The following is a 25,286-nucleotide window of genomic DNA, read 5'->3' as shown; positions in this document are numbered from 1 at the left end:
TCACAAAGATAGAAGATAAAGTTTAAAGCCGCTACAAGAAATATATGGATTTACATAGGGGGATGCATCTGATAAAAATGCATCCCACCGTATTTCCATCCTTATCCTTTATTGCCATGTTCATCTTTATTTTAATAAGTTTCTTCCGCCTGTATCTTCAAGAATTTTCATCTGCTGAATGGCAATCTGATTGAGTTTGATAAGTCGCTCAGACTGCGCCATACCATCATTGATAAATACAGCGTTGAGATTCTCCATATTTGAGAGACAGATAAGTTCATTAATACTGGCATAGTCACGAATGTTGCCTTTCTTGTCGGGATTCTGCTCACGCCATTGTTTCGCAGTCATGCCGAACATGGCTATGTTGAGTACATCCGCTTCATCAGCATATTTCATGGCAGCTTGCTCACGAGTCACTTCCGCAGGAATGAGATTTACTTTGATAGCATCCGTGTGAATGCGATAGTTTATCTTTGATAGTTCCCGCTTGGCAGACCATGACAATTGTTTCTGCTCATCAGCTTTAAGACGTTGATACTCTTTTACCAACAAAAGCTGGAAACGAGGACTAATCCACATTCCAAAGTGGTACGCAATGTCTCGATGAGCATAAGTTCCACCATATCGGCCAGCTTTTGCCATGATGCCTATTGCACCTGTTCTTTGAATCCATGCCTTTACAGAAAGCACGAAGTTGTTGCTTCCTGCTGCATTTTTAATTGTATCGAATTCGGTACAATTAAAATTCGGATTATATAGCTTTTCCCATTCACCGAGGTATTCTATTGTACTTTTGAGGCTCATCCATCTGAAAATAATATGCTCTTGCATTTGGCTATGTGCCATATCTGTCAGAGAGATATAATCCTCATTTTGAACATTAACAACAGATATTTCTGTATTTTCAACTTTTATCTTTGCCATAATCCTTAGTTTTTAGATAATACAAATCGGTGGTTACATATTGATAACCAACACGCCTTTTATTCGATTAATATCTTTTATCTATTTTATTGCAATCAGCAAAGATAATTGAAAATTTTGAAAACAGACTTACTTTGCAGCAATTTTATTATTATTTAGCATATCATTTAGCCAAAAATCCAAGAGAAAGCTATACTATCAGCAACATCCACATGTTGCATCTGGAAATAATAGATAACGAAAATAGGGAACGCAGTGCGTTCCCTATCTGTTAGCCCCACTCCTTCTTCACATTAAAGCAGGGGCAGGCTTTGTTGGCAAATTCATTATGACCATGAATCGTGGCTAATGGATATTCCTCCTTCAGCTGCTCGATGAGGTCATAAATTAAAGTGCAAAATCAGCTATTCATGGGCTAAAAAAGGGGTTTATGTAATCAGAAAACTCTAATTTTTCCGTTTTTCATCGCTGAAAACAGGTATTGGAAGAATGCATAAAAAGCGAATGCTATGATTTGAAAAGTAAATATATATTCCATTCATAACACAACATACAGGATTCGCTTCACACACAAAATATACATACTAAATAGTTATATAACAATAGGTTATCCCTTCTCATATTAGTATTGTTATTATGTAGTTTCTAGCTTTCCGAACTATTACTACGTCAATATTTTATCAATCACTACCAAAGATAATAAAAAGTTGGCAACCAAAGAATTTCATCACGTTATTTAACGGAAAAATGCAAAATATGGGGGTTAGGAAGGTATATTACCCCCTCTCCTAGGGTAAAAAATGCCCCTCCTCGGACATTAAATGCGCCTCTAATATGACGTATTTTTGACAAAATGCAACAGGAAACAAGGATAAAAATGTAGAATCGAACAACATATCAGCTAACTAAAACGACTTAATATATAGATAATTATTATACACAAAATATTAGAGTATGAATATAACAAAATACACATAACACACTAACAACCAACACATTCAGACATACGCCAGATCTATATCAGGTAAAACTCACAAGTTCATCTTGCGTGTCATTAAGGGTCAAGGTCATTAAGGGTCATTTTCATTTTCGGGGGAGAAAAATCCCTATAGTATATATATAAATAAATATTTATATATACTATAGCTCAAAATGACACTTTCATTTTTCTAAATGACCCTTAATGACACTGACCCTTAATGACACGCTTGTTTTTCATCCTTACTTTTCCATTGCTGATTGTTTCTGCAATAAAGTTCAGATAGAAAATCAATATAACTTATTGTATTGCAGCTACTTATAGCCTTTCTCGCATAGAAAGTCAGGGTGAAAGCTTGTATTCTGCCCGAAAATGTTGTATCTTTGCACCGGCAATCGAAAGAACAGCCTTTTGTGCCTGAAGCCGGTCTTCTCTTAAGACCAACACGGGTCATAAATGATGGCAGGCGCCGGTCATCAATGAAGACCCCGAAAACGGCAGGAACGGGGCGTTCTGGGGAGTTGCAAAACAAAGGACTCTAAACATACTACAAACAACTATGATTAATTACAGCATCGTAATGCGTAGCGTGAACGCAAATCTTCTGGAAATCAACTAGGCTATGTCACGCATCAACCAGGCAAAGAAGGAGGGTAAGACCAACGTTGAACTCAACGCCCCAACTACTCCGGATAATACGCCAGGCGGTTCTACCCCAGGCGGTTCAAACACCGGTCAGACTGGCAGCGAAGGCCAAGGCTCTGAATCAGGCGGCAGCACTGGCGATACTGGCGACGGCCTTGAATAGCCCAAGGATAGACTGGCTAGGGTGCTAGCCCCTAGCCCAGCCTATCCGCCCACAAAAAATTCAACATTCAACATTCAACATTCAACATTCAAAAAAATGAAAGCGAACACTTGGAAAACGATTCTGCAGATAGCCATCAGCATTCTGACCGCTATCGCTACTACGCTCGGAGTAACGAGCTGCATGGGATAAAAACAAAAGGTCGCCCTGTAGGGGCAAAAGCTTTATAAATTACCTGATATTTAAAAGCTTTTGCCCTTACAGGGCGACTTGTTTGCGTCCGTATTTACCCAGGGTGCTACCCTGGGCTAGGAGCTTCTGCCCCTTCAGGGCGAGAGGGGGTTCAGCCGGTCATGAAGGGTCAAAGTCATTAAGGGTCATTATCATTTTCAAACCCCTAAGATTCCGGTCATTTCCGGTCACGGTCATTTCCGGTCATTAAGGATTTCAGATTATCAAAACATCCCTCTATCGTATAAATAAGGTTAAATCGAGTTCGCCCGGCTAACAAAATCCATCCATATCATCAACTTTCTGAATATTTTTTGTATTTTTGCAGATATATTGCAAGAATGTAGGGGGTTGAGCATGGCTTATCCTCCTAGATTAAAGGCGCATAATTATTAAAAGATTAAAGAATGAAGAAAATATTTATCATGAGCATTATAACCATGCTATCAAGCCTGTCTTCTTGTCAGGCGCAAAATAAGGGCTATAAGAGTCTGTCGGCAGATGACTATGAGAAAGCCATCGCTGACACCGCAGTAATCCGTCTCGATGTACGAACCGCAGAGGAGTTTGCCAATGGGCATATTCGTGGGGCAATCAACATTGACGTACTGAAATCAGACTTCGAGCAGAAGGCCGCTGCCACTCTTCCCAAAAGCAAGACTATCGCCGTGAACTGCCGAAGCGGCAAGCGAAGCAAAAATGCCGCAGCTATATTGACAAAGAACGGCTATCAGGTAATAGAACTCGATTCCGGCTTTATAGGCTGGCAGGCAGCAGGAAAAGAAATCGTAAAGGAGTAAATTGAAATAACTGAACTTCCCTATATGCGAAAGTTCAGTTAGTTATTATAATTTTTAAATTTGTAGCGTATGAAAAGAATTTTGCGAATTTTGATGATTGCCATCTGCTGCATGGTTTCATGCAATATGGTGGCGAATGCGGACAACGACAAGCCTATCTCTGTAAATGCACTTCCTGCCAAGGCTCAGACCTTACTCAGCCAGCATTTCAATGGTCAGAAGGTGATACTTGCTACCATTGAGACGGGGGTTATTAACAAGAGCTATGATGTGGTTCTTCAGAACGGAACCAAGCTGGAATTTGATAAGAAAGGCAATCTCACAGAGATTGACTGCAAGCAGGGAAAAGTGCCAGCCAAGTTGATTCCGCAGGCCATCAGAAACTACCTGAAGAAGAATTATCCAGCGCAAGCGGTAAAGAAGATTGAAATGAGCAAGAATGAATACGAGGTAGAACTGGCTAACGGATTGGATTTGACCTTCAACAAGCATTTCCAATTAATAGATATTGACTGATTATCAAGTTATCTGAACTTTCGCATATCAGGAAGCTAAGTTTAGCAAGTGGGTTAAGTACGGGCTGAAGGCCCAAAGGCAAAAAAAATCCCAGTCAGGATAAAACCTCGACTGGGATTCTTATTTTAAATCTCTCTCTTATTTTTCTCATCTATAAAAAGATGATTACTTCAAACCACGGTTGATAAGGGTTGTGTTGAGAAGCATCACGTACTTACGATACTGACTGTTGTCCAAGATAACGTGCATGTACTTGAGATCCTTCAAAACTGCCTTGTCAATCATTGCAGAACGTTCCTCACCCTTTGCTGTTGCAGCATTCATCATGTCTGCGGTGAAGTTCTTGTGTACATCAGCTACAGCCTCTACCTGGTCGATGTTCAAGCTCAAAGCATCTGCCAAGCTAGACATCTTAATATTCATGTTGTAAGCTGCTGTTGCATTTGTCTCCTCATCTGCTGCGAAAGTAGCTGTTGCCATTGCAAACATAGCTACTGCTAATACCATAATCTTCTTCATAATCTTTTTACCTTTCTTTAATTTGTGAGTCCTGCACATCCGTAGACGCCGGCTCTGTTAAACATTATCCTATAGTCTTTTTCTTTAAGACGCTGCAAAGATACGAACATTTCTCTGTGTGCGCAAACATTTCTTGGGATATTTTCAGTTTTCTGCCTTTTTCTTGACTTATATCAACAACAATACACCGAAATAGGCGTCAGAACGTTAGAGATATTGCATTTTCGCTATCATTTTGTAATATCATCGAAAAAAAAGCCCTTTTTCTTCGTTTATACCAAATATTATTAGTACCTTTGCAAAAGATTCAACCTATAAAACAAGCAAAATGGTACAGGAAAATCATATAGACAAGGCACTCGCCTTTATGGAAAGTCTCGAGAAACTGGGAAACCAGCTCAAGGCGGCTGAGGAACACCAGAAACAGCTCATCGCCCGAATGCTGGATCTCAAGAAAGAGAATCTGACCGACGGCGAGGAATATGCTGAACTCTCGCAGAAGAGCAAAAGTCTGCAGGACATCATCGACAAATGGCGCCCTATCTATCTGGAGCGCATGGAGATGGTAAAGAGCGTAAGCATTCAGAAAAGAAAAAGAAATAATAAAAAATAAATATAGAAATGGAAACAAACAACAAAAACAAGTTTATTGTAGTTTCATACGCACTGTATGATGTAACTAATGGTGACAACGGTGAGGAGATGCTCATCGAGCGCACAACCGACGAGCGTCCGTTCATCTTCATCAGCGGTATGGGTGTTACCCTGCCAGCTTTCGAAGAGAAGGTGGTAAACCTGGCTAAAGGTGAAGAGTTCGACTTCCAGCTGGACCCAGAGCAGGCTTACGGACAGCACTATGATGAGCGCGTACTGGAGCTCGACAAGCAGATTTTTACCGTCAACGGCCAGTTTGATGCACAGCACGTACAGGTAGGCGCTATCATCCCATTGCAGAACGAGGATGGCAACCACTTCAACGCAGTAGTGAAGAACATCAGCGATACAAAGGTAACCTGCGACCTGAACCACCCATTGGCTGGCTTGAAGCTCAACTTCTGCGGTCAGATTCTCGAGAGCCGCGAGGCTACTGCTGAGGAGATTGCCAAGATGGCTCAGATGATCAGCGGCGAAGGTGGCGGCTGCTCAGGTGGCTGCGACAACTGCGGCGGCGACTGCAAGGATGGCAACTGTGAAGGTGGTTGCGAAGGCGGCTGCAACAAGTAATAAACACCTTTTTAATATATAAGGTAATGAGGAATACATTTGGTAATCTTTTCACTCTCACTACGTTTGGAGAGAGTCATGGAATAGCTGTAGGAGGTGTTATTGACGGATTTCCTGCAGGCATAGAAATCGACATGGACTTTATCCAGAGCGAGCTGAACCGCCGACGCCCAGGACAGAGCCACATCACTACGGCCAGAAAGGAAGCTGACAAGGTAGAGTTTCTGAGTGGTGTGTTCGAAGGCAAATCAACAGGAACCCCTATCGGCTTTGAAGTGCGTAACCAGAACCAGCATTCTCAGGACTATGAGAACATGCGCTGTCTCTTCCGCCCTTCTCACGCAGATTTCACCTATAACGAGAAGTATGGCGTACGCGACCATCGTGGCGGCGGCCGTTCTTCAGCCCGCATCACCATTGCCCGATGCGTAGGCGGAGCCTTGGCTAAACTTGCCTTGCGAAAGTTGGGCATCAGCATCACGGCTTATACATCGCAGGTGGGCAGCATCGCGCTGGAAAAAGATTATCATCTGTATGACCTTAACACCATAGAAGATAATCCGGTGCGCTGTCCTGACCAGCAGAAGGCGAAGGAGATGGAAGATCTCATCGCCCAGGTTAAGGGTGACGGCGATACGATTGGTGGAATCATCACTTGCGTCATCAAGGGTTGCCCGGTAGGATTGGGCGAGCCTGAGTTTGACAAGCTTCATGCCCAACTGGGTGCTGCCATGCTTGGCATTAACGCCGTGAAGGGTTTTGAATATGGCGAGGGTTTTGCCGGAGTTACTGCCCGCGGAAGTGAGCAGAATGATGTCTTTATCCCGAAGGCTGATGCTGCAGAGACGACAGAAGATGCTGCCGTGAATCAGGATGTTGCTGCCCGTATTACAACAAAGAGCAATCATAGCGGAGGAATACAGGGCGGTTTGAGCAATGGTCAGGACATCTATTTCCGTGTTGCCTTCAAGCCGGTTGCTACTCTGCTGATGGAGCAGAATACGGTAGATTTGGAAGGAAATGCCACCACGCTGACTGCCCGCGGCCGTCATGATCCTTGCGTTTTGCCAAGAGCCGTGCCGGTGGTTGAAGCCATGGCTGCCATGGTTATTCTGGATAATTATCTCTTGAATCAAACAATAAAACTTTAATTAGTGATTAATTGGTAGTGATTAGTGATAAACAAACTAATCACTACTAACTAACTGAACTTTCGCATGTGGTTCAAGTACGGGCTGAAGGCCCAAAAGCTCCTAGCCCAGGGCATCGCCCTGGGTATAATAGCAATCAGCAAGGCGCCCTGTAAGGGCAAAAGCCTTATGTTTTGCCTGGAGTTTTAAAGCTTTTGCCCTTACAGGGCGACAGGTTTGCGTCCGTAATTACCCAGGGCGATGCCCTGGGCTAGGGGCTTCTGCCCTTTCAGGGCGTGTGGAACTTACATGCGAAACTTGAATAACTTTAACTATTTCTAAAGTTTACTGTCCTTTAATAGTTTTGGACAATATTCATTAAAAAAGCATTTATCGCAGAGCGGTTTCGTACTCTTGCAAATATATCTGCCATGCAGCAGAATCCAATGATGCGCATTCGGAATATCCTCAGCCGGAATGTGTTTCATCAGATAATCTTCTACTTTTCGGGGCGTATCTGCCGTTTTCGGCACCAACCCCATACGATGACTCACACGGTAAACATGCGTATCCACCGCCATCGTAGCATGACCGAACCATACGGCACGAATCACATTCGCCGTCTTGCGCCCCACTCCTGCCAACTTCTCCAAATCATCCGCAGCCTCAGGTACCTCACCTCCGAACATCTCAACCAGCTGGCGAGACATTTCAGCAAGATGCTTCGCCTTGGCATTCGGATAACTCACCGAACTGATCAACTCATAAATATCTTCCTCGCTCGCCTGTGCCATGTGCTGCGCATCAGGATAACGGGCAAAGAGAGCAGGCGTAACCATGTTGATGCGTTTGTCGGTGCATTGCGCAGAAAGCAAAGTAGCCACCAGAAGCTGAAATGCGCTACCGAACTGCAACTCGGTAGTTACATTCGGCAGCGCACTTCTGAAATGATTCAATATAAAATCGTATCTTTCCTTACGAAGCATATCTCTTACTTTTTAGCAGGAGCAGCCTCCTCTTTCTTCAGCTTACCCTTGTAAGCCTTGTTCAAACCGGAAATCACCTCTTTTGTAATATCGTAAGCCTTGTCAGCATAGAGCAGGTTATCGCCGCTCTTAGAGAAGATGATACTATACTTCTTGTCCTTGTTGTAGCGGGCAAGATAGTTGGCAATGCTGTCGTGGAGCGCCTTGTTGTACTTCTCCTGCTCAGCAGCAAACTCGTTGCTCAAGCGCTGCTGCAAGCCCTGCAGGTCGTTGTTCTGCTTCTGCAAACCAGCCTGGATAGCCTCAGCCTGCTCGCGGGTATAAGCATTCTGCTGAATCTTCTGCTGGAAGTTGGCTGCTGCAGCCTGGAGCTGCTGACCCTTCTGCGCAATAGTAGCCTGAATGTTCTGCCCCTTCTTCTCCAAGATAGAAGAATACTCCTTAGCAAAGGTATACTGAGTCATGATAGAGTCTACCTCTACATAAGCAATCTTCAATTCAGCAGGAGCCTTGCTCTCTGACTTAGCCTCTACCTGAGGCTGAGATTTGTTGCATGATGCCAATGACAGGGCAGCAACAGCTGCAATTGCCACTGAACTCAAAATGTTCTTTCTCATTTTTTCTATCATATTATATTATTACTATTTTCTAATAAGCCTTGTTGGCTTCCCTTGCCTCGCGGTCCTGATCCACCACACAATGAATGCCCTGCTTGCGCAAGCCCGGATTGTCGTGCACATGCTGGGAAGAGAACTTGCCGTTCTTCTTAAAAATCAACTTTACGCAAAATAATGCCATGCAAATAGCAATTATTAACACGCTTAATAACATTAATTTTATCATTTTTATTACCTTTGCAGTGCCTTAGTGCACTTTTGGGTGCAAAGGTACTATTTTTTTGGGAATAACCAAAACAAAATAGCAGAAATAAATGTTTTATCAAAACAAAATAATAGAAAATAAATGAATAAAAGTGAATTGAAGCCTGCTCTCGTGTTCGAGCAGTTCGCAAAAATCAACGAAATACCTCGTCCTTCCAAGCACGAGGAGAACATGATTGAGTTTTTGAAATCTTTCGGAGAGGCTCGTCAGCTCGAAACGCTGGTAGATGAAACCGGTAATGTGCTCATCCGTAAAGCTGCCACTCCAGGCTACGAGCATGCTGAAACCATCATCCTACAGAGCCACATGGACATGGTTTGCGATAAACTGGTAGATGTTGATTTCGATTTTCACAAAGACGCCATCCAGACTTACGTAGACGGAGAATGGCTTAAGGCAAAAGGCACTACATTGGGTGCTGACGACGGTATAGGCTGCGCCATCGAGCTGGCTATCCTGGCAAGCAACGATATTGAGCATGGTCCTATCGAGTGCGTCTTTACACGTGATGAAGAAACCGGACTGACTGGTGCTCACGGCATGAAGGCGGGCTTTATGACCGGAAAGATGCTCATCAATCTTGACTCAGAGGATGAGGGCGAAATCTTCGTATCCTGTGCTGGTGGTCAGACAACCCATGCCACTTTCCACTTCTCACGCGAAGAGGCTCCTGCGGGTTATTTCTTCATGGAAGCTTCGCTGAAGGGTCTCAACGGTGGTCACTCGGGCGATGACATCAACAAGAAGCGCGCCAATGCCATCAAGATTCTTGCCCGCTTCCTCTTCCTCGAAAATGAGAAACTGGATGGAAGTCTGCGCCTCGTAAGCTTCAACAGCGGCAAAATGCACAATGCGATTCCTCGCGACGGAAAGATTGTTTTCGCCGTCAAGAATGCTGATAAGGAACTGGTTCGTGCCGACTGGAACATCTTTGCATCAGAAGTAGAAGATGAATTCCACGTAACCGAACAGGCTATGCAGTTTAATATGAGCAGCACCGATGCTGCACCTGTCATCGAGAAAGCAGTAGCTGACAAGTTCATAATGGCTCTCCAGGCTGTAGACAACGGTCCGCTTACTACCTGTCAGGATGAGGCGATTGCCTGGATGGTAGAAACCTCAAGCAATGTGGCAAGCGTGATGACCGATGAAAGCAGCATCAACATCGTAGCTTCTCAGCGAAGTAACGTGATGAGCAATCTGGAGAACATGACCAACACCGTAAAGGCAGCCTTCCTTCTGGCTGGCGCCGAGGTAACTGTAGGCGACAAGTATCCTGCCTGGAAGATGCGCGCCAACAGCAAGCTTACCGACCTGGCTGTGAAGGCTTACGAAAAGCTCTTCGGCAAAAAACCATTGGTAAAGGGTATTCATGCCGGTTTGGAGTGTGGTCTTTTCTCAGAGCGTTATCCTGAGCTCGATATGGTAAGTTTCGGTCCTACCCTTCGCAATGTTCACACCCCAGACGAGACTCTTCTCATTCCTACAGTAGAGATGGTTTGGGATCACTTGCTGGAGATTCTCCGCAGCGTGGCTAAATAAGCAAGCGTGCTAAATAAAACAACGAGCTTCATAAAAGCAGCGCGGCTTAATAAAAAAGAAGATGTCTATGATAAAGAAAATGATGTTTGTCATGGTTTCAGGACTTGTGCTGATGTTCACCTCGTGTGGCGATCAGCACAAGGCTCAATCTCTGGTCAAGGATTTTCTTGATGAAAACCTCGTTGATCAGGACTGCAGCTATGAGCGGTTCTCCCGCCTCACTCCTACCGCCATGATCAGTTTCGACCAGATGAAGGTGATGCGACAAAATGTCAGCAAACTGCCTTACATCAAGAAGAATATTGATTATAATGATGCTGCTTATCCCGACACCTTATTATATTTAAGGGCTACATACAAGCTGACCAACCATCAGGGCGAGAAGCAGGAAGTAACCCAAACCTTTTATCTTGATAAAGGTTTGACAAGAGTAATCGGGTTTAAGGAAAACTAAAAAAAAAAAGTTAAGAATAGCCTTTCAGCAAGGCAGTAAGAATAAACAGAAAGAGTTGACTAGCATTTTAACTAGCCAACTCTTTTTTCATATAATCTCTTATTTCTTTTCTAGCCAGAGTCAGACGATTCTCAGCCGCTTTATATCCGAGGTTCAGACTTTGGGCAATCTCGCTCACCTGCATTCCTTCGAAGAGATTCAGGCGGTAAACCTTGCTTCTCTTCTCCGTGAGCCGGGCAATGCCACGCTCCAGAATCTCGTTGATCTGCTGGGCAGAGAAAACAGATTCGCCATCAACATCATATCTTCCCATCCAGTCACTAGCTCCCAGGAAGTGTTCATACTCCTCAATCTTATGCTTGCGACGGTAATAATCGATAATCAGATTCTTGGCAATGGTGTATACAAAACAAGGTAAAGTAACAGGCGTAATCATCTTATCGCCTCGAAGTAATCGCACAAAAGTATTCTGCACGATGTCTTCAGCCTCGTCTGCCGGAAGCGAACGGGACATGACATACAACTTCAGCTCGTTGTAGTGTTCAGAGTAATAATCAGCAATAATGCTGTAATTTGAATTTGTTTGTTCCATGATGGCGATTTTTTTAATCATGTTTTTCGTTTATCGATATTGCAAAGGTAATAAAAAAAAAGAAAGCCACCAAAGGAAAGCGAAAAAAAATGTGCTAAATGTTCGTTTTTAAACATTTAGCACATATGATAGATACAATTTGTAACATGAAATGTTACGCATCGCAAAGTTTTATTTCTCCATTCATACCTTTTTTCAGGTTGGATTACTTAATCATGTCAACGCTTCTCTTGAGGAATGCGTCGAGCGAAGCACCCTTCAACATACCATTCTGAAGCAGGGCGAGGTCGATGAGCTGGTGAACAATGTTGTTGTTCTTAGCATAGCCCGAGATGATTTCGTTGCGCTTAGCCTTCTCATCGCTGATGGCCTTCTCTGTGTTGTGAACATCATCCTTCTCCTGCTGGGTAATCTCTTCTGGCTTCTTCTTGTTCTGCTCCTGATGGAGTACGGCAAGGCGGGCTTCCTGACCCTTGATTTCTGCAAGGATTGGCTTCAATGTTTCAGCTGTGTTGGCCTCAGCATCTTCCAATACCTTCTTTACCAGAGCATGGTCTGAATTCAGTACGATGTTGTAGCTGTCTGGCATCTGACCGTAGAAGTTCATGCCTGCCTGGAACTGGCTCATCGCCTTCATACGGCGCATGTACTCGTTCTGAGTGATGAGCACTGGCTGGTTCTGTTCGCCCAAAGCCTGAATCTCTACAAAGAATTCTGTCTTGTCGAGTTGAGGCATCTGAGAGCGGAATACTTCTGTCAAGTTGTCAGACTGCTCTTTGCTCAAATCGGTCTTCTTTGCATCTTCCTTCACGATGAGGCGGTCGATGATGTCGGCGTCAACACGTGTAAAGCGGCTCTTCTCCAGCTTCTGCTCCAGCATGTTTACCATCGGCGTATCGAGCTGACCTTCCATCAGGAGTACAGAATAACCCTTCTGCTTGGCAGCTTCGATGTAAGAATACTGCTCTTCCTTATTGTTGGCATAGAGATAAACCAGGTTGCCATCCTTATCGGTCTGGTTGTCCTTAATCAGCGTCTTGTACTCCTCGAAAGTAAAGTACTTGCCCTCAACATCTTTCAGAAGTGCGAAGTCCTTTGCACGCTCGTAGAAATCTTCCTGAGAGAGCATTCCGTAGTTGATGAAGATCTTGAGATCATCCCATTTCTCTTCAAACTCCTTGCGGTTCTCCTTGAAGATAGAGTTCAAGCGATCGGCTACCTTCTTGGTAATGTAGGTAGAAATCTTCTTCACGTTACTGTCGCTCTGAAGGTAGCTGCGGCTTACGTTCAGCGGAATGTCCGGTGAATCGATTACACCATAAAGCAATGTGAGGAATTCTGGTACAATGCCTTCTACCTGGTCGGTTACGAACACCTGGTTGCAATAGAGCTGAATCTTGTTGCGCTGCATGTCGATGCTGCTCTTGATGCGTGGGAAGTAGAGAATACCCGTGAGATTGAATGGGAAGTCTACATTCAGATGAATCCAGAACAACGGGTCGTCCTGCATCGGATAAAGGGTGTGATAGAACTTCTTGTAGTCCTCATCCTTCAAGGTGCTAGGAGCCTTGGTCCAGAGAGGCTCCACATTATTAATAATGTTATCCTCATCTGTCTCCACATTCTTGCCGTCCTTCCACTCGGTCTTCTTGCCGAAGGCTACAGGTACTGCCATAAACTTGCAGTACTTGTTCAGAAGTTCCTCAATCTTGCTCTTCTGCAGGAATTCCTTGCAATCATCAGCAATATGGAGGATGATGTCTGAACCACGCTCAGCCTTGTCTGCATCTTCGATTTCGAAAGCAGGTGAACCATCGCAGCTCCACTTTACAGCCTTGCTTCCCTCTTTGTAGCTCTTAGTGATGATTTCTACCTTGCTGGCTACCATGAAAGAAGAATAGAAGCCGAGACCGAAGTGGCCGATGATGGCGTTGGCATTCTCCTTATACTTGTCGAGGAAGTCAGTTACGCCTGAGAATGCAATCTGGTTGATATATTTATCGATTTCCTCCTCAGTCATACCTATACCATGGTCGCTGATAGTCAAGGTTCCAGCCTTCTCATCGAGAGAGACACGAACGGTTGTGTCGCCTATCTCGCCCTTGAAATCGCCCTGAGCTGCAAGAGTCTTCAACTTCTGTGTAGCATCTACGGCGTTTGAAACCATCTCACGGAGGAAGATGTCGTGATCTGAATATAAGAATTTCTTGATGACAGGGAAAATGTTCTCTGTCGTTACACCAATATTACCTTTCTGTGCCATAATATAAAATGTTTTTATTCGTATTTACTTTATTATTGTTTGGCAAGGGGGCTAACAAATAGCGTGCCAAAATAAAAGCCCTCTTACCAAACTGAATAAAATAGCTGAAAAACATTTTATGATTCAGCGAAGCATTTTATGACTAAATGTCTCTTGGAAATCCCTTTGCCAAACCGCCTTCGCTTGTTTCCTTGTAAAGCGAAGGTAGGTCATGACCCGTCTGTCGCATTACTTCAACTACCCGGTCGAAAGATACGGTATGATGACCATCTGAGAAGGAAGCGTAGAGGTCTGCATCCAAAGCTCGGGCGGCAGCAAAGGCATTTCGCTCGATGCAAGGAATCTGAACCAGTCCGCAAACCGGGTCGCAGGTCATTCCGAGATGATGCTCCAATCCCATTTCGGCAGCATATTCTACCTGAGCCGGACTGCCTCCGAAAAGCTGACAGGCTGCAGCCGAAGCCATGGCGCAGGCAACACCTACCTCGCCCTGGCAACCTACATCAGCACCACTGATAGAAGCATTCTGCTTTACGATGTTGCCCACCAATCCGGCTGTAGCCAAGGCTCTCAAGATGCGCTGTTCACTCATATCATGAGAAGTAAACATGTGGTAGAGTACAGCTGGCAATACACCACAGGCGCCACAGGTAGGAGCTGTAACGATGGTGCCACCCGAAGCATTCTCTTCGCTCACAGCCAGCGCATAAGCATAAACCAAGCCGCGGCTCTGCAGGGAAGCACGGTAACCCTTCGCCTTTATATAATAGGTAGCAGCCTTACGCTGTAGCTTCAGCGGACCAGGCAAAACACCTTCATGGTCCAAACCATTTCTGATGCTCTGCTTCATCGTTTGCCAAACCATATCGAGATAATCCCAGATATCTTCCGATTCGCATTTCTCAACATATTCCCAGAATGAGCGTCCGTTATCATAGCACCATTGCTTGATGTCGGCGAGCTTGTTCAGATCATAAACATCCTTGGCGCCCAGCTCTTGGTTGCCGGCAGTACCATCTGATATGGCTCCACCACCAATACTGTAAACGGTCCATTCATCAATAATATCGCCGTTCAGATCCTTGCCCACAAATTTCATTCCGTTGGGATGATAAGGCAGGAAAGTTTGTGGCTGCCAGATAATATTCACAGTTTTATGAGGTTTGAGCACTTCTTCTATTGCCACATCAGTCATGTGTCCCTTACCTGTAGCAGCCAGACTTCCATAGAGGGTTACTTCATAATAAGAAGCGTTAGGGCAACGCTCCAGAAAAAGTTTGGCAGCACGCTGAGGCCCCATCGTATGACTGCTCGATGGTCCCTTACCTACTCTATATAATTCCTTTAATGACTTCATTTTTCTCGTATTTAATATTTTTACTTATCGATTTTTACCTTTTAATGGGCTCAGTTACTTATTTCTTCAGTTTACCATCCGAAAGTTACTTCATCTGTTTGGCTTTCAGGATGATGACATCCGTGAGAGGTCTGTCGTTGTTCGCCTTATCGGTAGCCACATTCTGAATCTTATCAACCACATCCATGCCTTCAAGCACCTCTCCGAATACTGTGTAGCCGTTGTCAAGGTGAGGAACACCACCATGCTTGATGTAGCCTTTCTGCAACTGTTCTGAAGGAATGGCGTAATACTTGCCGTCCCGTTTCAGTTTTTCTACATAATATTCCATCTGCCGTGGAGAAAAATTTCTGCCCCAGGCGATGTAGAAATCAGTAGACGCCGAAGCTTTGGTCGGATTTTCATCATCTCCTTCGCGAGCAGCACAGAGCTGTCCGCGCTTATGATAATATTTAGGATAGATGATTTCTGCCGGAACCGTATAGTTTACATCAAACTTCTGCGGCTTTTCCATGTTCACCTTTCTGCATGAATAATCGCCACCCTGAATCATGAAATTCTTGATGACACGCTGAAAGATGCAACCGTCATAATAGCCCGAATTGACAAGTTTCAGGAAATTATCCCGATGCTTGGGAGTATCGTTGTAGAGAGCCACGAGAATGTTGCCCATCGATGTTTCCAGCAACACCTGAGGGCAGGTTGGATCGTGCGGTGTTTCCCAGTCGAGCAGAGAATCGGGCTTAGACGCCACAACTTTTCCGGCTGGTTCTGATGTGTTCTGATTGCCTTCACTCTGAGCGAATGTCGTAACAGGCACCGTAAGAAGAGCGAGTGACAATAATCTGATGATCTTCTTCATATTTTTGTATAATTTTACATCTATTTATGTTATCGGATGCAAAGATAATGATTTTATTCTAAAAAATTGATTTTTTATGCGGGAAAAGTTCCTTTGTTTCATACATTCTTCATATCTTTGCAGCAGAAGACAGAAAATGCAATCAATTATGAAGAAAAATATATATATTATCATCGCTTTTTGCACTTTCCTCACTACAGAAGCAAGTGCACAGCAACAGGTAAGCTTCGGACCATTGCACAGTCCGGACAGTCCGCGCGAAGAATGGTTGCTGCCTGGCGATACGGTTTACCAGGCAGGAAAACCTATGATTTATCAGGGAAAACCGGTGAAGAATACATATATGACTCCTGCCCGACTATCAGATAAGAAAGAAACTCTCGGCAAAAACGGATTGCTGGGTGATGCTTCGCTAGACAGCACCTATTATAATAATCCCATCTCCAACCTTACCAACGGCTTGAGTTATCCGTTGGGCTATGGCTGGGGGCTGCACAAGGGATTGAATCTCTCGGTAGATCTTTCTGCCTTTGCCACATTCGGCAAGAATGTGCCTCACAGAGGCGGTGTCACTCAGACCATCGATGCAACCTACCTAACGCCACTCACCAAAGACAACAAACTCTGGTTGGCTCTGGGCACTTATATCAACAACGTAAACTATGGTGGAGACAGTTATCATGACGGTGGAGTCTACGGCATTCTGGGCTACCAGTTTAATGAGCATTGGGAGGCTTACGTTTACGGTCAGCTTAGTGTAGCCAACAATTACAGTTCTCTCTATGGCCGTTATGGCGGTTATGGCTATGGTCCCTACGGCTATTCGCCTTGGGGCTACGGAATGTATCCTTGGGGTATGGGCAGAGGAATCATGCCGGGTGGCTACGGAATGGTAGTACCTGGCGCCAACGTTTTAGGAGCCGGTGTAAGATACACTAATTCCAAAAAGACTTTCTCTATCGGCTTAAACGTAGAAGGAGTATGGTATGATAATAAGACGCCGTCCTATTTCAAGCAATACGACTATCCTGTGCCAAAGGCGCCTGAAAAAGATTAAGAAAAAGATAAAACATAAAAGAAAAGAGGTTCACTTTTCAATATAACGATATTGAAGTGAACCTCTAAGTTTATTCTGAAAAGAATCAGTTTACATAGCATCATCTCTCTCCATGAGATTATACCTATGAGTTTAGATTCTATTCAGCGAGAATCTGGACTATTCTTTCTGCTGAGCGACCATCCCATCTGTCAGGAATGCCCGCTTTCTTCCATTCACCCTTCAGAAGTTTCTGCATAGATTGCTTCAGTAACTCCGGATCTTCAGCAACCAGTTCGTTTGTACCCACCTTTACAGTTTCAATATGCTCAGTATAGCTGTTGAGCGTAATGCAAGGAACCCCATTGAAGGTAGCTTCTTCAGCCACATTACCCGAATCGGTAATCACACCTTTGGCGTGAGCTGTAAGATAAGCAAACGACAGATAATCGAGCGGCTGAACCACCTGGATTCCACTCTGATGATTGCTCTCTTCCTGATAAGCCTTGAATGCGAGCACGAAGCCCAATGCTTTGCCTCGAAGCGGAGCAATCACCTTCACTCCAGCCTGGCGCGCCTCTTCATCTATGACAGAAATGAGCGATTTCATCTCATCAATGTTATTGACGATGGCCTTGCGGTTCAAGGTCAGAACCATATATTCGCCTTCTTTCAGATGAAACTCGTCCATGATTTCCGGACGCTGCATTTTAGACTGAAGGAAGCGGATGTTGTCGATAAGCACATTTCCTACCATGTAAACCTTAGACAATTCTGCACCTTCCTTGTTGGCGATGCTGTTGTTTGAAATGCCTGCGGTAAAGAGAATATCTGACAAGCCATCAATCACCAGACGGTTGATTTCCTTTGGCATGGTAATGTCAAAACTGCGGGTTCCGGCTGCAATATGAGCAAGCTGCACACCCTGCTTCTTGGTAACAATAGCCACAGCCATGGTTGAAGCCAGATCATCAACCACAATGACAACATCTGTAGCATTCTGCTGCAGATAGCGCTCAAACTGACCCATCACCTGTCCGGTAAGTTCGTTCATGTTTGGACAGTCTACGCCGAGATAAGCATCCGGTTTCTGAATGCCTAAGTCATCGAAAAGAGAAGATTCCAAAGTCGGGTCATCCTCTTTTCCTGTGTAAACCAACTGATAGCTGATTTCGTTACCAGCTTCCTGAGCATTACGAATTGCTCTAATTACGGGCGCAACCTTGATAAAGTTAGGTCTTGCGCCTGCAACGATACAGATTTTCTTCATTTTTATCCTGTTTAATATATTTACTGAAGTTACAGTTTACTGATATTCAGAGTGCTTTATTTCTTGAGCCAATCTTGAGTCAAAGGGCATTATCCATTGACTCAGAGGCATTTATCCTTTGAAAAGATCTTTGATTCCTCCTATAGAACCCAAGAGATTGGTTGCCTCGTATGGCAGATAAACCACCTTATTATCCTTCCCCTGTGCTACTTCCTGCATCATGCTGATGTATTTCTGGGCCAGGAGATAGTTGGCAGGATTCGTACTCTGTCCTACAGCTTCCGTAATCTTCTGAATGGCAATAGCCTCGGCCTCAGCCTTACGGATGCGGGCAGTAGCCTCACCTTCTGCATTCAGGATAGCCTGCTGTTTGGCAGCCTCAGCCTTGTTCACGATGGCAGCCTTCTCACCTTCTGAGAGCAGGCGCTGCTTTTCCTTCTCACCTTCAGAAGTCAGGATGGTAGCACGCTTGTTGCGTTCAGCCTGCATCTGCTTTTCCATCGCCTGGAGCACACTTTCTGGAGGTGTAATATCCTGCAACTCTACTCGGTTTACCTTGATTCCCCACTTATTGGTTGCATCATCCAAAACTGCACGGAGTTTGGTGTTAATCGTATCGCGGGAGGTAAGAGTCTGGTCAAGTTCCATCTCACCTATTATATTACGCAAGGTGGTTTGGGTCAGTTTCTCTATGGCATTTGGCAGATTGTTGATTTCATACACACTCTTGAATGGGTCCACAATCTGGAAATAGAGCAACGCATTTATCTGCATCTGGATATTATCCTTAGTGATTACGTTCTGACGGTCGAAATCGTAGACCTGTTCACGAAGGTCGATGCAGTTTGTATAAACGTATCTTCCGTTTCTCATCGCCACAATATCCTTGGCATGGTCAATGAAAGGAATGATGACATTAATACCCGGCTTGAGCGTAGCAAAATATCGTCCGAGACGCTCTATGATTTTCGTCTCACTTTGAGGGATGATGACGATGGTTTTCTTAACCACTACGAGTGCAAGTGCTACTAGAGCCACCAGCACATAAATTCCTATGTTCATGATGTTTATACGATTAAGTGAATAATGTTGAATCTAAACTTTTCCTATCTAAACTTTTTCTACCTTGAGGATGATAGATTCGTGACCTAAGATTCGAACCTTATCGCCTACAGCAAGCGGTTCGGCAAGATGCGGAGCTTCCGCTTTCCAATCATCTCCATCCAGCTTCACTCTACCATATCCTCCGGCAGGAATCATCTCGGTCACTTCCCCTATCTGTCCTGCCAGCGCATCGGCGTTACTGCAGCGGTCTTCCCCACCCTTGTGTAGCGATTTCAGCAGATGCGGACGAACCAACCAGATGCTAAGCATAGAGCAGATAGCCCAAACCACTACCTGCACCCAGAAAGGTGCTCCTACTAATGCCACAGGAATGCTGATAAGCGCACCAATGGCAAAACAAGTAACATAGAAATCGCCGGAAGACAACTCTAAGATGAGGCAGATGAACATCACCGATGTCCATATCAGCCAAAGGTTATGAGATAAATACTCCATACTTAACTATTTTAATTTGATTCTTCAGATTCGAGAGATTCGGAAGAGAAGATGAATTCATTTCTTCAGATTCGAGAGATTCGGAAAATTCCTTATTTTCTGCGGGTTGTAGTCTTCTTTTTTCTACTGGTCTTCTTGGTTGTAGAAGTCTTGCTCGTAGAACCTACCTTATAAGTCTTCTGAGGCTTATAATACTTCAGCGCAGTAGGCATTTCCTTCTGCAAGGCAGCAATACGCTTGGCGTCTGAAGGGTGATCACTGAAAATATCACTCTGATTGCTGCTAGAGCCCTGTGACATTCTCTTCCAGAAAGGAATGGCCTGCTGAGGATCGTAACCAGCCATGGCAGCGAAGATAAGCCCCATGTAATCTGCCTCGGTTTCATTATCACGGGAATACTTCAGATTGCGGAATGAGAAATACTGTCCGGCAACTGCACTTGCCACGTTACCTACACCATTACCTACTGTCTGGTTCAACACAGTTCCCAGGATACTTGTACCGGTTTGCTGATTCTGCTGTTTGGTGAGCTGCTCAGCACTATGTTTAGCCACAGCATGAGCTATTTCGTGACCCAAAACGATTGCCAAACCGGTTTCATTCTGAGTGTAAGGCAAAAGTCCTTCATAAACCACGATTTTACCGCCAGGCATACAGAATGCATTGGCAGACTTATCTTGTACCAGGTTGAATTCCCATGAATAATTCTTCACGTCGGCTTCAAATCCATTCTGCTTCAAATAGAGTTCAACAGCATCGGCAAGTCTTTTTCCTACTCGCTGAACCATCGCCGTATTGGCTGCATTGGTCGACTTCTTGGCAGAAGCCATGTACTTTGTGTATTCCTGATTAGACAGACTGAGAACCTGCTCATCGGATACAGAGATGCGATGAGTGCGACCGGTCAGAGGCACCGTCTGAGTAGTGCCGCAAGATGCCAGCGCAAGGACTGCCACAACCGTCAGAACTAAAACCTTAAACTTTTTCATCTTAACTTACTTATGTATATAAAATATGTTTATTCATTAAGTTTATGTGCTGTTTGAAACACATTTTCTCTGCAAATATACTATTTCTAGTTGAAACCACCAAAGAAAAATGAGAAAAACATGAAATATAACCTAAAAATAACACAAGATAACTGACAAAAAAGAGGTGTACGAAAAAAGATGGCAAAAAAATAAGGTGTGGCACAATCTTTGCAGTTTCGCAAAACCGTCAGACAGCCAGATGACAGCTGCCCGAGAAAGCAGCATTATCAGCAGACTGGATTTAAGAAGTATAACATTAAAATATTTTAATATGAACGCAAAGAAGGAAGTGCCTGTATTGCTCTTGACAGGCTACCTGGGTAGTGGAAAGACAACCCTTCTCAACAAGATTTTAGCTAACGAAAAAGGTATTAAGTTTGCCGTCATCGTCAACGATATTGGTGAAGTCAATATTGATGCAGCCCTGATAGAAAAAGGTGGCGTAGTAGGTCAGAAAGATGATTCGCTCGTTTCTCTCCAGAATGGTTGCATCTGCTGCACATTGAAGATGGACCTTGTAGAACAGCTCAAGGAAATCGTAGACATGAAGCGTTTCGATTACATTGTCATCGAGGCTTCCGGAATCTGCGAGCCTGCTCCTATTGCACAGACCATCTGCTCTATCCCATCCCTCGGTCCTCAGTACATCGAGAATGGCATTCTGCGCCTTGACAGCATCGTTACCGTAGTAGATGCTTTGCGAATGAAGGATGAATTCTCCAACGGCAGCGACCTGATGAAGAAGAATATTGATGAGGAAGATTTGGCTTCGCTCGTCATCCAGCAGATTGAGTTCTGCAACATCATTCTTCTGAACAAGGCTGCAGAGGTTGAGCCTAAGGAGCTGGAGCACCTGAAGCAGATTATCCGCGCCATCCAGCCTAAGGCAGAAATCTTTGAATGCAACTTTGGTGACGTTGACTTGAATCTGATCGTCAACACCAAGAAGTTTGATTGGGAAACCGTATCCACTTCAGCCGGTTGGATTCAGGAAATTGAATCAGAAAGAAACGAAGAGCATGAAGAAGATGATGAAGAAGAACCACATGAACATCATCACCATCATGACGAGGAAGACGAACATGAGCATCATCATCATGACCACGATGACCATGACCACGATCATGACGTGCACGAACATCATCATCACCATCATCACGACCATGACCATGATCATGAAGGCGGAGAAGTTGAGGAATACGGAATCGGCACCTTCGTTTACTATCGTCGCAAGCCTTTCGACCTGGGTCTCTTCGATGATTTCGTAGCTAGAAAATGGCCTAGAGACGTGGTTCGCGCCAAGGGAATCTGCTATTTCGATGATGAGCGCGACATGTGCTACGTGTTCGAACAGGCTGGCAAGCAGAAGACTGTAAAGCAGGCTGGCCAATGGTTGGCTACCATGCCGAAAGACGAACTCGACCAGGTCTTGATGAATAACCCACAACTGCAGAAGGAATGGGATCAGGAATTGGGCGACCGCATGATAAAAATCGTATTCATCGGTCAGCATATCAAGGAACAGAAAGATGCTATCATTGCTGAGCTCGACAAGTGCTTGGCGTAGAATCATATTCACCCGGCTTCCTGGCAAAAAGCAAAGGAAAAATAGCTCAAAATGAGCAGAGAACAAGAAAAACGGAGGAAAACGAACAAAAAAGTGAAGTTTTTCCTCCGTTTTTTAGTTTAATTCGTTTTTTTTTGTTAATTTTGCACCCGAATAATAAAAGCGTAATTAATATGAAGACAAACTTCAGACCGGCGTATATAAAGGACTTTGCTGCTTGCTGGAAAGTCATCGACCAGGCTCGCCAAAGTATGATAGAATCGGGACGTCACCAATGGACTGAGGAATATCCATCAGAAAAAGACATCAGAAAAGACATAGAAAATGGCAACGCCTTCGTTCTGACAGTAAACGAAGAGGTGGTTGTCTATGGAGCAGTCATATTGAATGGCGAACCCAAATATAAGAAATTAGTAGGCAACTGGATTACTGATGGCGATTATTATGTAATACATCGCTTTGCCACGTTGCCTAGTTTCCAGCGTGAAGGTTTGGCGCGTATTTTCATCAGTAAGGTGAACAGCATGTGCGAGGTAGAAAAAATACCTAGCATCAAGGTTGACACCAACTTTGACAATACGCCGATGATTAACCTTCTGTCTTCGATGGGTTTCTGCATCTGCGGACGTGTAAACTATGGAGGAAACAGAGGTCAGCGTTTCGCCTTTGAAAAACTCTCCATAGCCATGGAACCTGCAGAATAATTTCTGGCCATCGAAAAACACAACATTTGATTAACATCCTCAAACATTCATTATGGAAGAGAAACTATTGCAGATGAAGAGCTTGGTTGAAAGACTCAACCAAGCTTCGGATAGTTATTATAACGGAAAAGGCGAACTCATGACCGACTATGAGTGGGACGCCCTTTTCGACCAGCTCAAGAGATTGGAAGAGGAAACAGGCGAAATTCTGCCTAACTCCCCTACTAATCGCGTGTCAGAAGATTCTATCGTAGGAAAGAAAGAGGAGCATGAATTTGCCGCCCTCTCTCTGGCAAAGACCAAACAGGTAAGTGATCTTGTAAAATGGGCAGAAGACCGCCCTATCTGGATTTCATGGAAACTGGACGGACTGACCCTCGTAGTAACCTATGACGGCGGAAAACTCACCAAAATCGTTACCCGCGGTAATGGACATATCGGCACCAACATTACCCACTTGGCTCCAGCCATTTCAGGCATTCCTGCTACCATTTCAGAGAAAGGACATCTTGTAGTAAGAGGAGAAGCCGTCATTTCGTATGCTGATTTTGAACAGTTCATCATCGAAAGCGAAGGCGATTACGCCAATCCACGAAACCTCGCTTCAGGCTCACTCACGCTGAAGGATATTGAAGAGGTGAAGCAGCGCCACATCCAATGGATTCCGTTCACCCTGGTTTATACTGAGCGGGAACTTTCCTCATGGGGCGAACGCATGCAGATGCTGAAAGACCTGGGAATGAATCCTGTAGAACGTGAGCGTATTGACCACCCTACCACAGAAAATATCCAGCTGGAAATAGACAAGTTTACGGAGAAGGTGACAAGCAAGAAAAATCCTTTCCCGGTAGACGGACTGGTGATTTGCTACGATGATACGGCTTATGCAGCTACGGGGTCGGTTACAGGCCACCACGCTACGAGGGCAGGATTTGCCTTTAAATGGCAAGATGAACATGCTGACACCGTACTCGACCACATCGAATGGTCGTGCGCAGCCAGCACCATCACGCCTGTAGCTGTTTTCAAACCGGTAGAACTAGAAGGAACCACCGTGCAGCGTGCCTCGCTCTGCAATGTAAGCGAATGCGAGCGTCTGGGCATTGGCGACAAGGGAACCAGGCTGCAGGTCATCAAGGCCAATAAGATTATCCCGAAGGTAATCAATATTACAGAGGTTGTGGGTAGTTTTGTCATTCCCGCCGAATGCCCGGTTTGCCATGCGCCAGCCGTAGTGCGCGAGAGTGAGAGCGGCACCAAGACTCTCCATTGCACCAATGCAGCCTGCCCAGCCAAACAACTTAAGAAATTTGCCCGCTTCGTCAGCAAGGAAGGAATCAATATTGACGGAATCTCAGAACAGACTGTCTGGAAATTCATCAATCATGGTTTTATCAGCGAATATGCTGATTTCTACAAACTGAAGAATTATGCGTTCGAGATTTCCTGTTTCGAAGGATTTGGCAAGAAGAGCGTAAGCAATCTTCTGGAGAGTGTTGAGAAGAGCCGCCATACTGATGGCCGTCATCTGCTCTACGCCTTGAATATTCCGCTCTGCGGCGGCGATGTGGCTAAAAAACTGCTCAGCCGTTACAAGGTGAAGGAACTGATAGAAACGGCTCGCCTGAGCATGTTCGATGATGAGTTTGCAAGCATTGATGGTATTGGACCTGAAAAGAGTGCCAAGTTTATCGCCTGGTTCAAGGATGATGTTCATTTCCTGCATGTGCAGCATCTGCTGTCCGAACTGATTATCGAGGAGCAGGAGCCTGTAGAAACGGGCAACAAATGCCAGGGACTGACTTTCGTCGTAACGGGAGATGTGCATCATTACAAGAACCGCAACGAGCTGAAGGCTTATATTGAAAGCCAGGGCGGCAAGGTTACGGGAAGTGTGAGCAAGAGCACTAACTTCCTGATTAACAACGATGCAGCTTCGCAGAGTTCGAAAAATAAGAAAGCCCATGAACTCAATATTCCAATCATTACTGAGGATGAGTTCATTGAAAAGTTTCAGGAGTAAACAAGTGAACTAAGCGAAATAAA

General features: G+C 44.6%; 26 protein-coding genes. 13 read left to right on the top strand and 13 right to left on the bottom strand.

The genetic code is table 11. From position 1 onward, the window contains the following. Nucleotides 1–126 precede the first annotated feature (126 nt). Nucleotides 127–927 (bottom strand): KilA-N domain-containing protein, encoded by an 801-nt coding sequence (locus tag NQ544_RS04170; protein WP_006846641.1) that lies wholly within the window; start codon nt 925–927, stop codon nt 127–129. Nucleotides 928–2,528: 1,601 nt separating this feature from the next. Between NQ544_RS04170 and NQ544_RS04165 the strand changes: the two genes are divergently transcribed. The 4 genes from NQ544_RS04165 to NQ544_RS04150 all read left to right on the top strand — a co-directional run bounded on the left by NQ544_RS04165 (nt 2,529) and on the right by NQ544_RS04150 (nt 4,261). Beyond that, nucleotides 2,529–2,714, top strand: coding sequence for a hypothetical protein (locus NQ544_RS04165; RefSeq protein WP_006846643.1), 186 nt, complete (start codon nt 2,529–2,531; stop codon nt 2,712–2,714). Nucleotides 2,715–2,810: 96 nt separating this feature from the next. Continuing rightward, nucleotides 2,811–2,906: a smalltalk protein gene (locus tag NQ544_RS04160; RefSeq protein ID WP_153072405.1), complete on the top strand. Its 96-nt coding sequence runs from the start codon at nt 2,811–2,813 to the stop codon at nt 2,904–2,906. A gap of 446 nt (nt 2,907–3,352) precedes the next feature. Further along, nucleotides 3,353–3,745 carry a rhodanese-like domain-containing protein gene (locus NQ544_RS04155; RefSeq protein ID WP_006846644.1) on the top strand — a complete coding sequence of 131 codons (393 nt, stop codon included), beginning with the start codon at nt 3,353–3,355 and terminating at the stop codon, nt 3,743–3,745. 69 nt (nt 3,746–3,814) lie between these two features. After that, nucleotides 3,815–4,261, top strand: a complete 447-nt coding sequence (locus tag NQ544_RS04150) for a PepSY-like domain-containing protein (RefSeq protein WP_040552598.1) — start codon at nt 3,815–3,817, stop codon at nt 4,259–4,261. A 165-nt stretch (nt 4,262–4,426) separates the two neighbouring features. On the opposite strand, the gene NQ544_RS04145 is transcribed toward NQ544_RS04150, so the two are convergent. Continuing rightward, nucleotides 4,427–4,780: a hypothetical protein gene (locus tag NQ544_RS04145; protein WP_040552599.1), complete on the bottom strand. Its 354-nt coding sequence runs from the start codon at nt 4,778–4,780 to the stop codon at nt 4,427–4,429. 328 nt (nt 4,781–5,108) lie between these two features. On the opposite strand from NQ544_RS04145, the gene NQ544_RS04140 reads away from it, so the two are divergent. From NQ544_RS04140 to aroC, 3 genes are read left to right on the top strand one after another with little or no spacing between them, the layout of a single operon-like run. Further along, entirely contained in the window at nt 5,109–5,393 is a 285-nt protein-coding gene (locus NQ544_RS04140) for a hypothetical protein (RefSeq protein WP_006846647.1), read from the top strand. Nucleotides 5,394–5,401: 8 nt separating this feature from the next. Beyond that, nucleotides 5,402–6,004: an FKBP-type peptidyl-prolyl cis-trans isomerase gene (locus NQ544_RS04135; protein ID WP_006846648.1), complete on the top strand. Its 603-nt coding sequence runs from the start codon at nt 5,402–5,404 to the stop codon at nt 6,002–6,004. Between the two features lie 26 nt (nt 6,005–6,030). Continuing rightward, nucleotides 6,031–7,155: a chorismate synthase gene (gene aroC / locus NQ544_RS04130; protein ID WP_006846649.1), complete on the top strand. Its 1,125-nt coding sequence runs from the start codon at nt 6,031–6,033 to the stop codon at nt 7,153–7,155. A gap of 317 nt (nt 7,156–7,472) precedes the next feature. Here the strand turns inward: aroC and nth are convergent, their stop codons facing one another. The 3 genes from nth to NQ544_RS04115 are packed head-to-tail and all read right to left on the bottom strand — an operon-like array spanning nt 7,473 to nt 8,963. Beyond that, nucleotides 7,473–8,120: an endonuclease III gene (gene nth, locus NQ544_RS04125; protein WP_006846651.1), complete on the bottom strand. Its 648-nt coding sequence runs from the start codon at nt 8,118–8,120 to the stop codon at nt 7,473–7,475. Nucleotides 8,121–8,125: 5 nt separating this feature from the next. Next, complete coding sequence (locus tag NQ544_RS04120) at nt 8,126–8,737, bottom strand: OmpH/Skp family outer membrane protein (RefSeq protein WP_040552750.1); 612 nt, start codon at nt 8,735–8,737, stop codon at nt 8,126–8,128. Between the two features lie 31 nt (nt 8,738–8,768). Then, a complete protein-coding gene (locus NQ544_RS04115) occupies nt 8,769–8,963 on the bottom strand; it encodes a hypothetical protein (protein WP_006846653.1) in 195 nt (64 codons plus the stop codon). 120 nt (nt 8,964–9,083) lie between these two features. Between NQ544_RS04115 and NQ544_RS04110 the strand changes: the two genes are divergently transcribed. Both NQ544_RS04110 and NQ544_RS04105 read left to right on the top strand, forming a co-directional pair. Then, nucleotides 9,084–10,544: an aminoacyl-histidine dipeptidase gene (locus NQ544_RS04110; protein WP_006846654.1), complete on the top strand. Its 1,461-nt coding sequence runs from the start codon at nt 9,084–9,086 to the stop codon at nt 10,542–10,544. 67 nt (nt 10,545–10,611) lie between these two features. Then, entirely contained in the window at nt 10,612–10,998 is a 387-nt protein-coding gene (locus NQ544_RS04105; RefSeq protein WP_006846655.1) for a hypothetical protein, read from the top strand. Between the two features lie 67 nt (nt 10,999–11,065). Here NQ544_RS04105 and NQ544_RS04100 read toward each other — a convergent pair whose 3' ends face one another. From NQ544_RS04100 to NQ544_RS04085, 4 genes are all read right to left on the bottom strand, one after another. Next, complete coding sequence (locus tag NQ544_RS04100; RefSeq protein WP_040552751.1) at nt 11,066–11,590, bottom strand: RNA polymerase sigma factor; 525 nt, start codon at nt 11,588–11,590, stop codon at nt 11,066–11,068. A 205-nt stretch (nt 11,591–11,795) separates the two neighbouring features. Further along, nucleotides 11,796–13,853: a molecular chaperone HtpG gene (gene htpG / locus NQ544_RS04095; protein WP_006846657.1), complete on the bottom strand. Its 2,058-nt coding sequence runs from the start codon at nt 13,851–13,853 to the stop codon at nt 11,796–11,798. Between the two features lie 142 nt (nt 13,854–13,995). Then, the gene (locus NQ544_RS04090) at nt 13,996–15,210 is read right to left on the bottom strand and encodes an L-serine ammonia-lyase (protein WP_006846658.1); all 1,215 of its coding nucleotides are present in this window, start codon (nt 15,208–15,210) and stop codon (nt 13,996–13,998) included. An 85-nt stretch (nt 15,211–15,295) separates the two neighbouring features. Continuing rightward, on the bottom strand, nt 15,296–16,072 hold the full coding sequence (locus tag NQ544_RS04085) for a peptidylprolyl isomerase (protein WP_006846659.1): 777 nt from the start codon (nt 16,070–16,072) through the stop codon (nt 15,296–15,298). 148 nt (nt 16,073–16,220) lie between these two features. Between NQ544_RS04085 and NQ544_RS04080 the strand changes: the two genes are divergently transcribed. After that, on the top strand, nt 16,221–17,129 hold the full coding sequence (locus tag NQ544_RS04080) for a hypothetical protein (RefSeq protein WP_153134135.1): 909 nt from the start codon (nt 16,221–16,223) through the stop codon (nt 17,127–17,129). A gap of 139 nt (nt 17,130–17,268) precedes the next feature. Here the strand turns inward: NQ544_RS04080 and NQ544_RS04075 are convergent, their stop codons facing one another. The 4 genes from NQ544_RS04075 to NQ544_RS04060 all read right to left on the bottom strand — a co-directional run bounded on the left by NQ544_RS04075 (nt 17,269) and on the right by NQ544_RS04060 (nt 20,927). Then, on the bottom strand, nt 17,269–18,378 hold the full coding sequence (locus tag NQ544_RS04075) for a UDP-N-acetyl glucosamine 2-epimerase (protein ID WP_006846661.1): 1,110 nt from the start codon (nt 18,376–18,378) through the stop codon (nt 17,269–17,271). A 111-nt stretch (nt 18,379–18,489) separates the two neighbouring features. After that, nucleotides 18,490–19,440, bottom strand: a complete 951-nt coding sequence (locus tag NQ544_RS04070) for an SPFH domain-containing protein (protein WP_006846662.1) — start codon at nt 19,438–19,440, stop codon at nt 18,490–18,492. Between the two features lie 48 nt (nt 19,441–19,488). After that, a complete protein-coding gene (locus tag NQ544_RS04065) occupies nt 19,489–19,938 on the bottom strand; it encodes an NfeD family protein (protein ID WP_006846663.1) in 450 nt (149 codons plus the stop codon). A gap of 92 nt (nt 19,939–20,030) precedes the next feature. Continuing rightward, nucleotides 20,031–20,927, bottom strand: coding sequence for a M48 family metallopeptidase (locus NQ544_RS04060; RefSeq protein WP_006846664.1), 897 nt, complete (start codon nt 20,925–20,927; stop codon nt 20,031–20,033). Between the two features lie 313 nt (nt 20,928–21,240). Between NQ544_RS04060 and NQ544_RS04055 the strand changes: the two genes are divergently transcribed. The 3 genes from NQ544_RS04055 (at nt 21,241) to ligA (ending at nt 25,263) form a co-directional block, all read left to right on the top strand. Then, a complete protein-coding gene (locus tag NQ544_RS04055; RefSeq protein WP_040552755.1) occupies nt 21,241–22,536 on the top strand; it encodes a CobW family GTP-binding protein in 1,296 nt (431 codons plus the stop codon). A gap of 173 nt (nt 22,537–22,709) precedes the next feature. Then, entirely contained in the window at nt 22,710–23,240 is a 531-nt protein-coding gene (locus NQ544_RS04050) for a GNAT family N-acetyltransferase (RefSeq protein ID WP_006846667.1), read from the top strand. Between the two features lie 52 nt (nt 23,241–23,292). Further along, on the top strand, nt 23,293–25,263 hold the full coding sequence (ligA, locus tag NQ544_RS04045) for an NAD-dependent DNA ligase LigA (RefSeq protein ID WP_006846668.1): 1,971 nt from the start codon (nt 23,293–23,295) through the stop codon (nt 25,261–25,263). The last annotated feature ends 23 nt before the right edge of the window (nt 25,264–25,286 follow it).

The sequence above is a fragment of the Segatella copri DSM 18205 genome, from assembly GCF_025151535.1.
Lineage (GTDB): Bacteria > Bacteroidota > Bacteroidia > Bacteroidales > Bacteroidaceae > Prevotella > Prevotella copri.
The sequence above is the reverse complement of the archived record's forward strand: the minus strand, read 5'-3'. Positions and strand labels throughout refer to the sequence as shown.

Excerpts from the sequence above, each read along its gene's own strand:
- NQ544_RS04170 (WP_006846641.1), bottom strand. The coding sequence starts at position 927 with ATGGCAAAGATAAAAGTTGAAAATACAGAAATATCTGTTGTTAATGTT.
- NQ544_RS04165 (WP_006846643.1), top strand. The coding sequence starts at position 2,529 with ATGTCACGCATCAACCAGGCAAAGAAGGAGGGTAAGACCAACGTTGAA.
- NQ544_RS04160 (WP_153072405.1), top strand. The coding sequence starts at position 2,811 with ATGAAAGCGAACACTTGGAAAACGATTCTGCAGATAGCCATCAGCATT.
- NQ544_RS04155 (WP_006846644.1), top strand. The coding sequence starts at position 3,353 with ATGAAGAAAATATTTATCATGAGCATTATAACCATGCTATCAAGCCTG.
- NQ544_RS04150 (WP_040552598.1), top strand. The coding sequence starts at position 3,815 with ATGAAAAGAATTTTGCGAATTTTGATGATTGCCATCTGCTGCATGGTT.
- NQ544_RS04145 (WP_040552599.1), bottom strand. The coding sequence starts at position 4,780 with ATGAAGAAGATTATGGTATTAGCAGTAGCTATGTTTGCAATGGCAACA.
- NQ544_RS04140 (WP_006846647.1), top strand. The coding sequence starts at position 5,109 with ATGGTACAGGAAAATCATATAGACAAGGCACTCGCCTTTATGGAAAGT.
- NQ544_RS04135 (WP_006846648.1), top strand. The coding sequence starts at position 5,402 with ATGGAAACAAACAACAAAAACAAGTTTATTGTAGTTTCATACGCACTG.
- aroC (WP_006846649.1), top strand. The coding sequence starts at position 6,031 with ATGAGGAATACATTTGGTAATCTTTTCACTCTCACTACGTTTGGAGAG.
- nth (WP_006846651.1), bottom strand. The coding sequence starts at position 8,120 with ATGCTTCGTAAGGAAAGATACGATTTTATATTGAATCATTTCAGAAGT.
- NQ544_RS04120 (WP_040552750.1), bottom strand. The coding sequence starts at position 8,737 with ATGAGAAAGAACATTTTGAGTTCAGTGGCAATTGCAGCTGTTGCTGCC.
- NQ544_RS04115 (WP_006846653.1), bottom strand. The coding sequence starts at position 8,963 with ATGATAAAATTAATGTTATTAAGCGTGTTAATAATTGCTATTTGCATG.
- NQ544_RS04110 (WP_006846654.1), top strand. The coding sequence starts at position 9,084 with ATGAATAAAAGTGAATTGAAGCCTGCTCTCGTGTTCGAGCAGTTCGCA.
- NQ544_RS04105 (WP_006846655.1), top strand. The coding sequence starts at position 10,612 with ATGATAAAGAAAATGATGTTTGTCATGGTTTCAGGACTTGTGCTGATG.
- NQ544_RS04100 (WP_040552751.1), bottom strand. The coding sequence starts at position 11,590 with ATGGAACAAACAAATTCAAATTACAGCATTATTGCTGATTATTACTCT.
- htpG (WP_006846657.1), bottom strand. The coding sequence starts at position 13,853 with ATGGCACAGAAAGGTAATATTGGTGTAACGACAGAGAACATTTTCCCT.
- NQ544_RS04090 (WP_006846658.1), bottom strand. The coding sequence starts at position 15,210 with ATGAAGTCATTAAAGGAATTATATAGAGTAGGTAAGGGACCATCGAGC.
- NQ544_RS04085 (WP_006846659.1), bottom strand. The coding sequence starts at position 16,072 with ATGAAGAAGATCATCAGATTATTGTCACTCGCTCTTCTTACGGTGCCT.
- NQ544_RS04080 (WP_153134135.1), top strand. The coding sequence starts at position 16,221 with ATGAAGAAAAATATATATATTATCATCGCTTTTTGCACTTTCCTCACT.
- NQ544_RS04075 (WP_006846661.1), bottom strand. The coding sequence starts at position 18,378 with ATGAAGAAAATCTGTATCGTTGCAGGCGCAAGACCTAACTTTATCAAG.
- NQ544_RS04070 (WP_006846662.1), bottom strand. The coding sequence starts at position 19,440 with ATGAACATAGGAATTTATGTGCTGGTGGCTCTAGTAGCACTTGCACTC.
- NQ544_RS04065 (WP_006846663.1), bottom strand. The coding sequence starts at position 19,938 with ATGGAGTATTTATCTCATAACCTTTGGCTGATATGGACATCGGTGATG.
- NQ544_RS04060 (WP_006846664.1), bottom strand. The coding sequence starts at position 20,927 with ATGAAAAAGTTTAAGGTTTTAGTTCTGACGGTTGTGGCAGTCCTTGCG.
- NQ544_RS04055 (WP_040552755.1), top strand. The coding sequence starts at position 21,241 with ATGAACGCAAAGAAGGAAGTGCCTGTATTGCTCTTGACAGGCTACCTG.
- NQ544_RS04050 (WP_006846667.1), top strand. The coding sequence starts at position 22,710 with ATGAAGACAAACTTCAGACCGGCGTATATAAAGGACTTTGCTGCTTGC.
- ligA (WP_006846668.1), top strand. The coding sequence starts at position 23,293 with ATGGAAGAGAAACTATTGCAGATGAAGAGCTTGGTTGAAAGACTCAAC.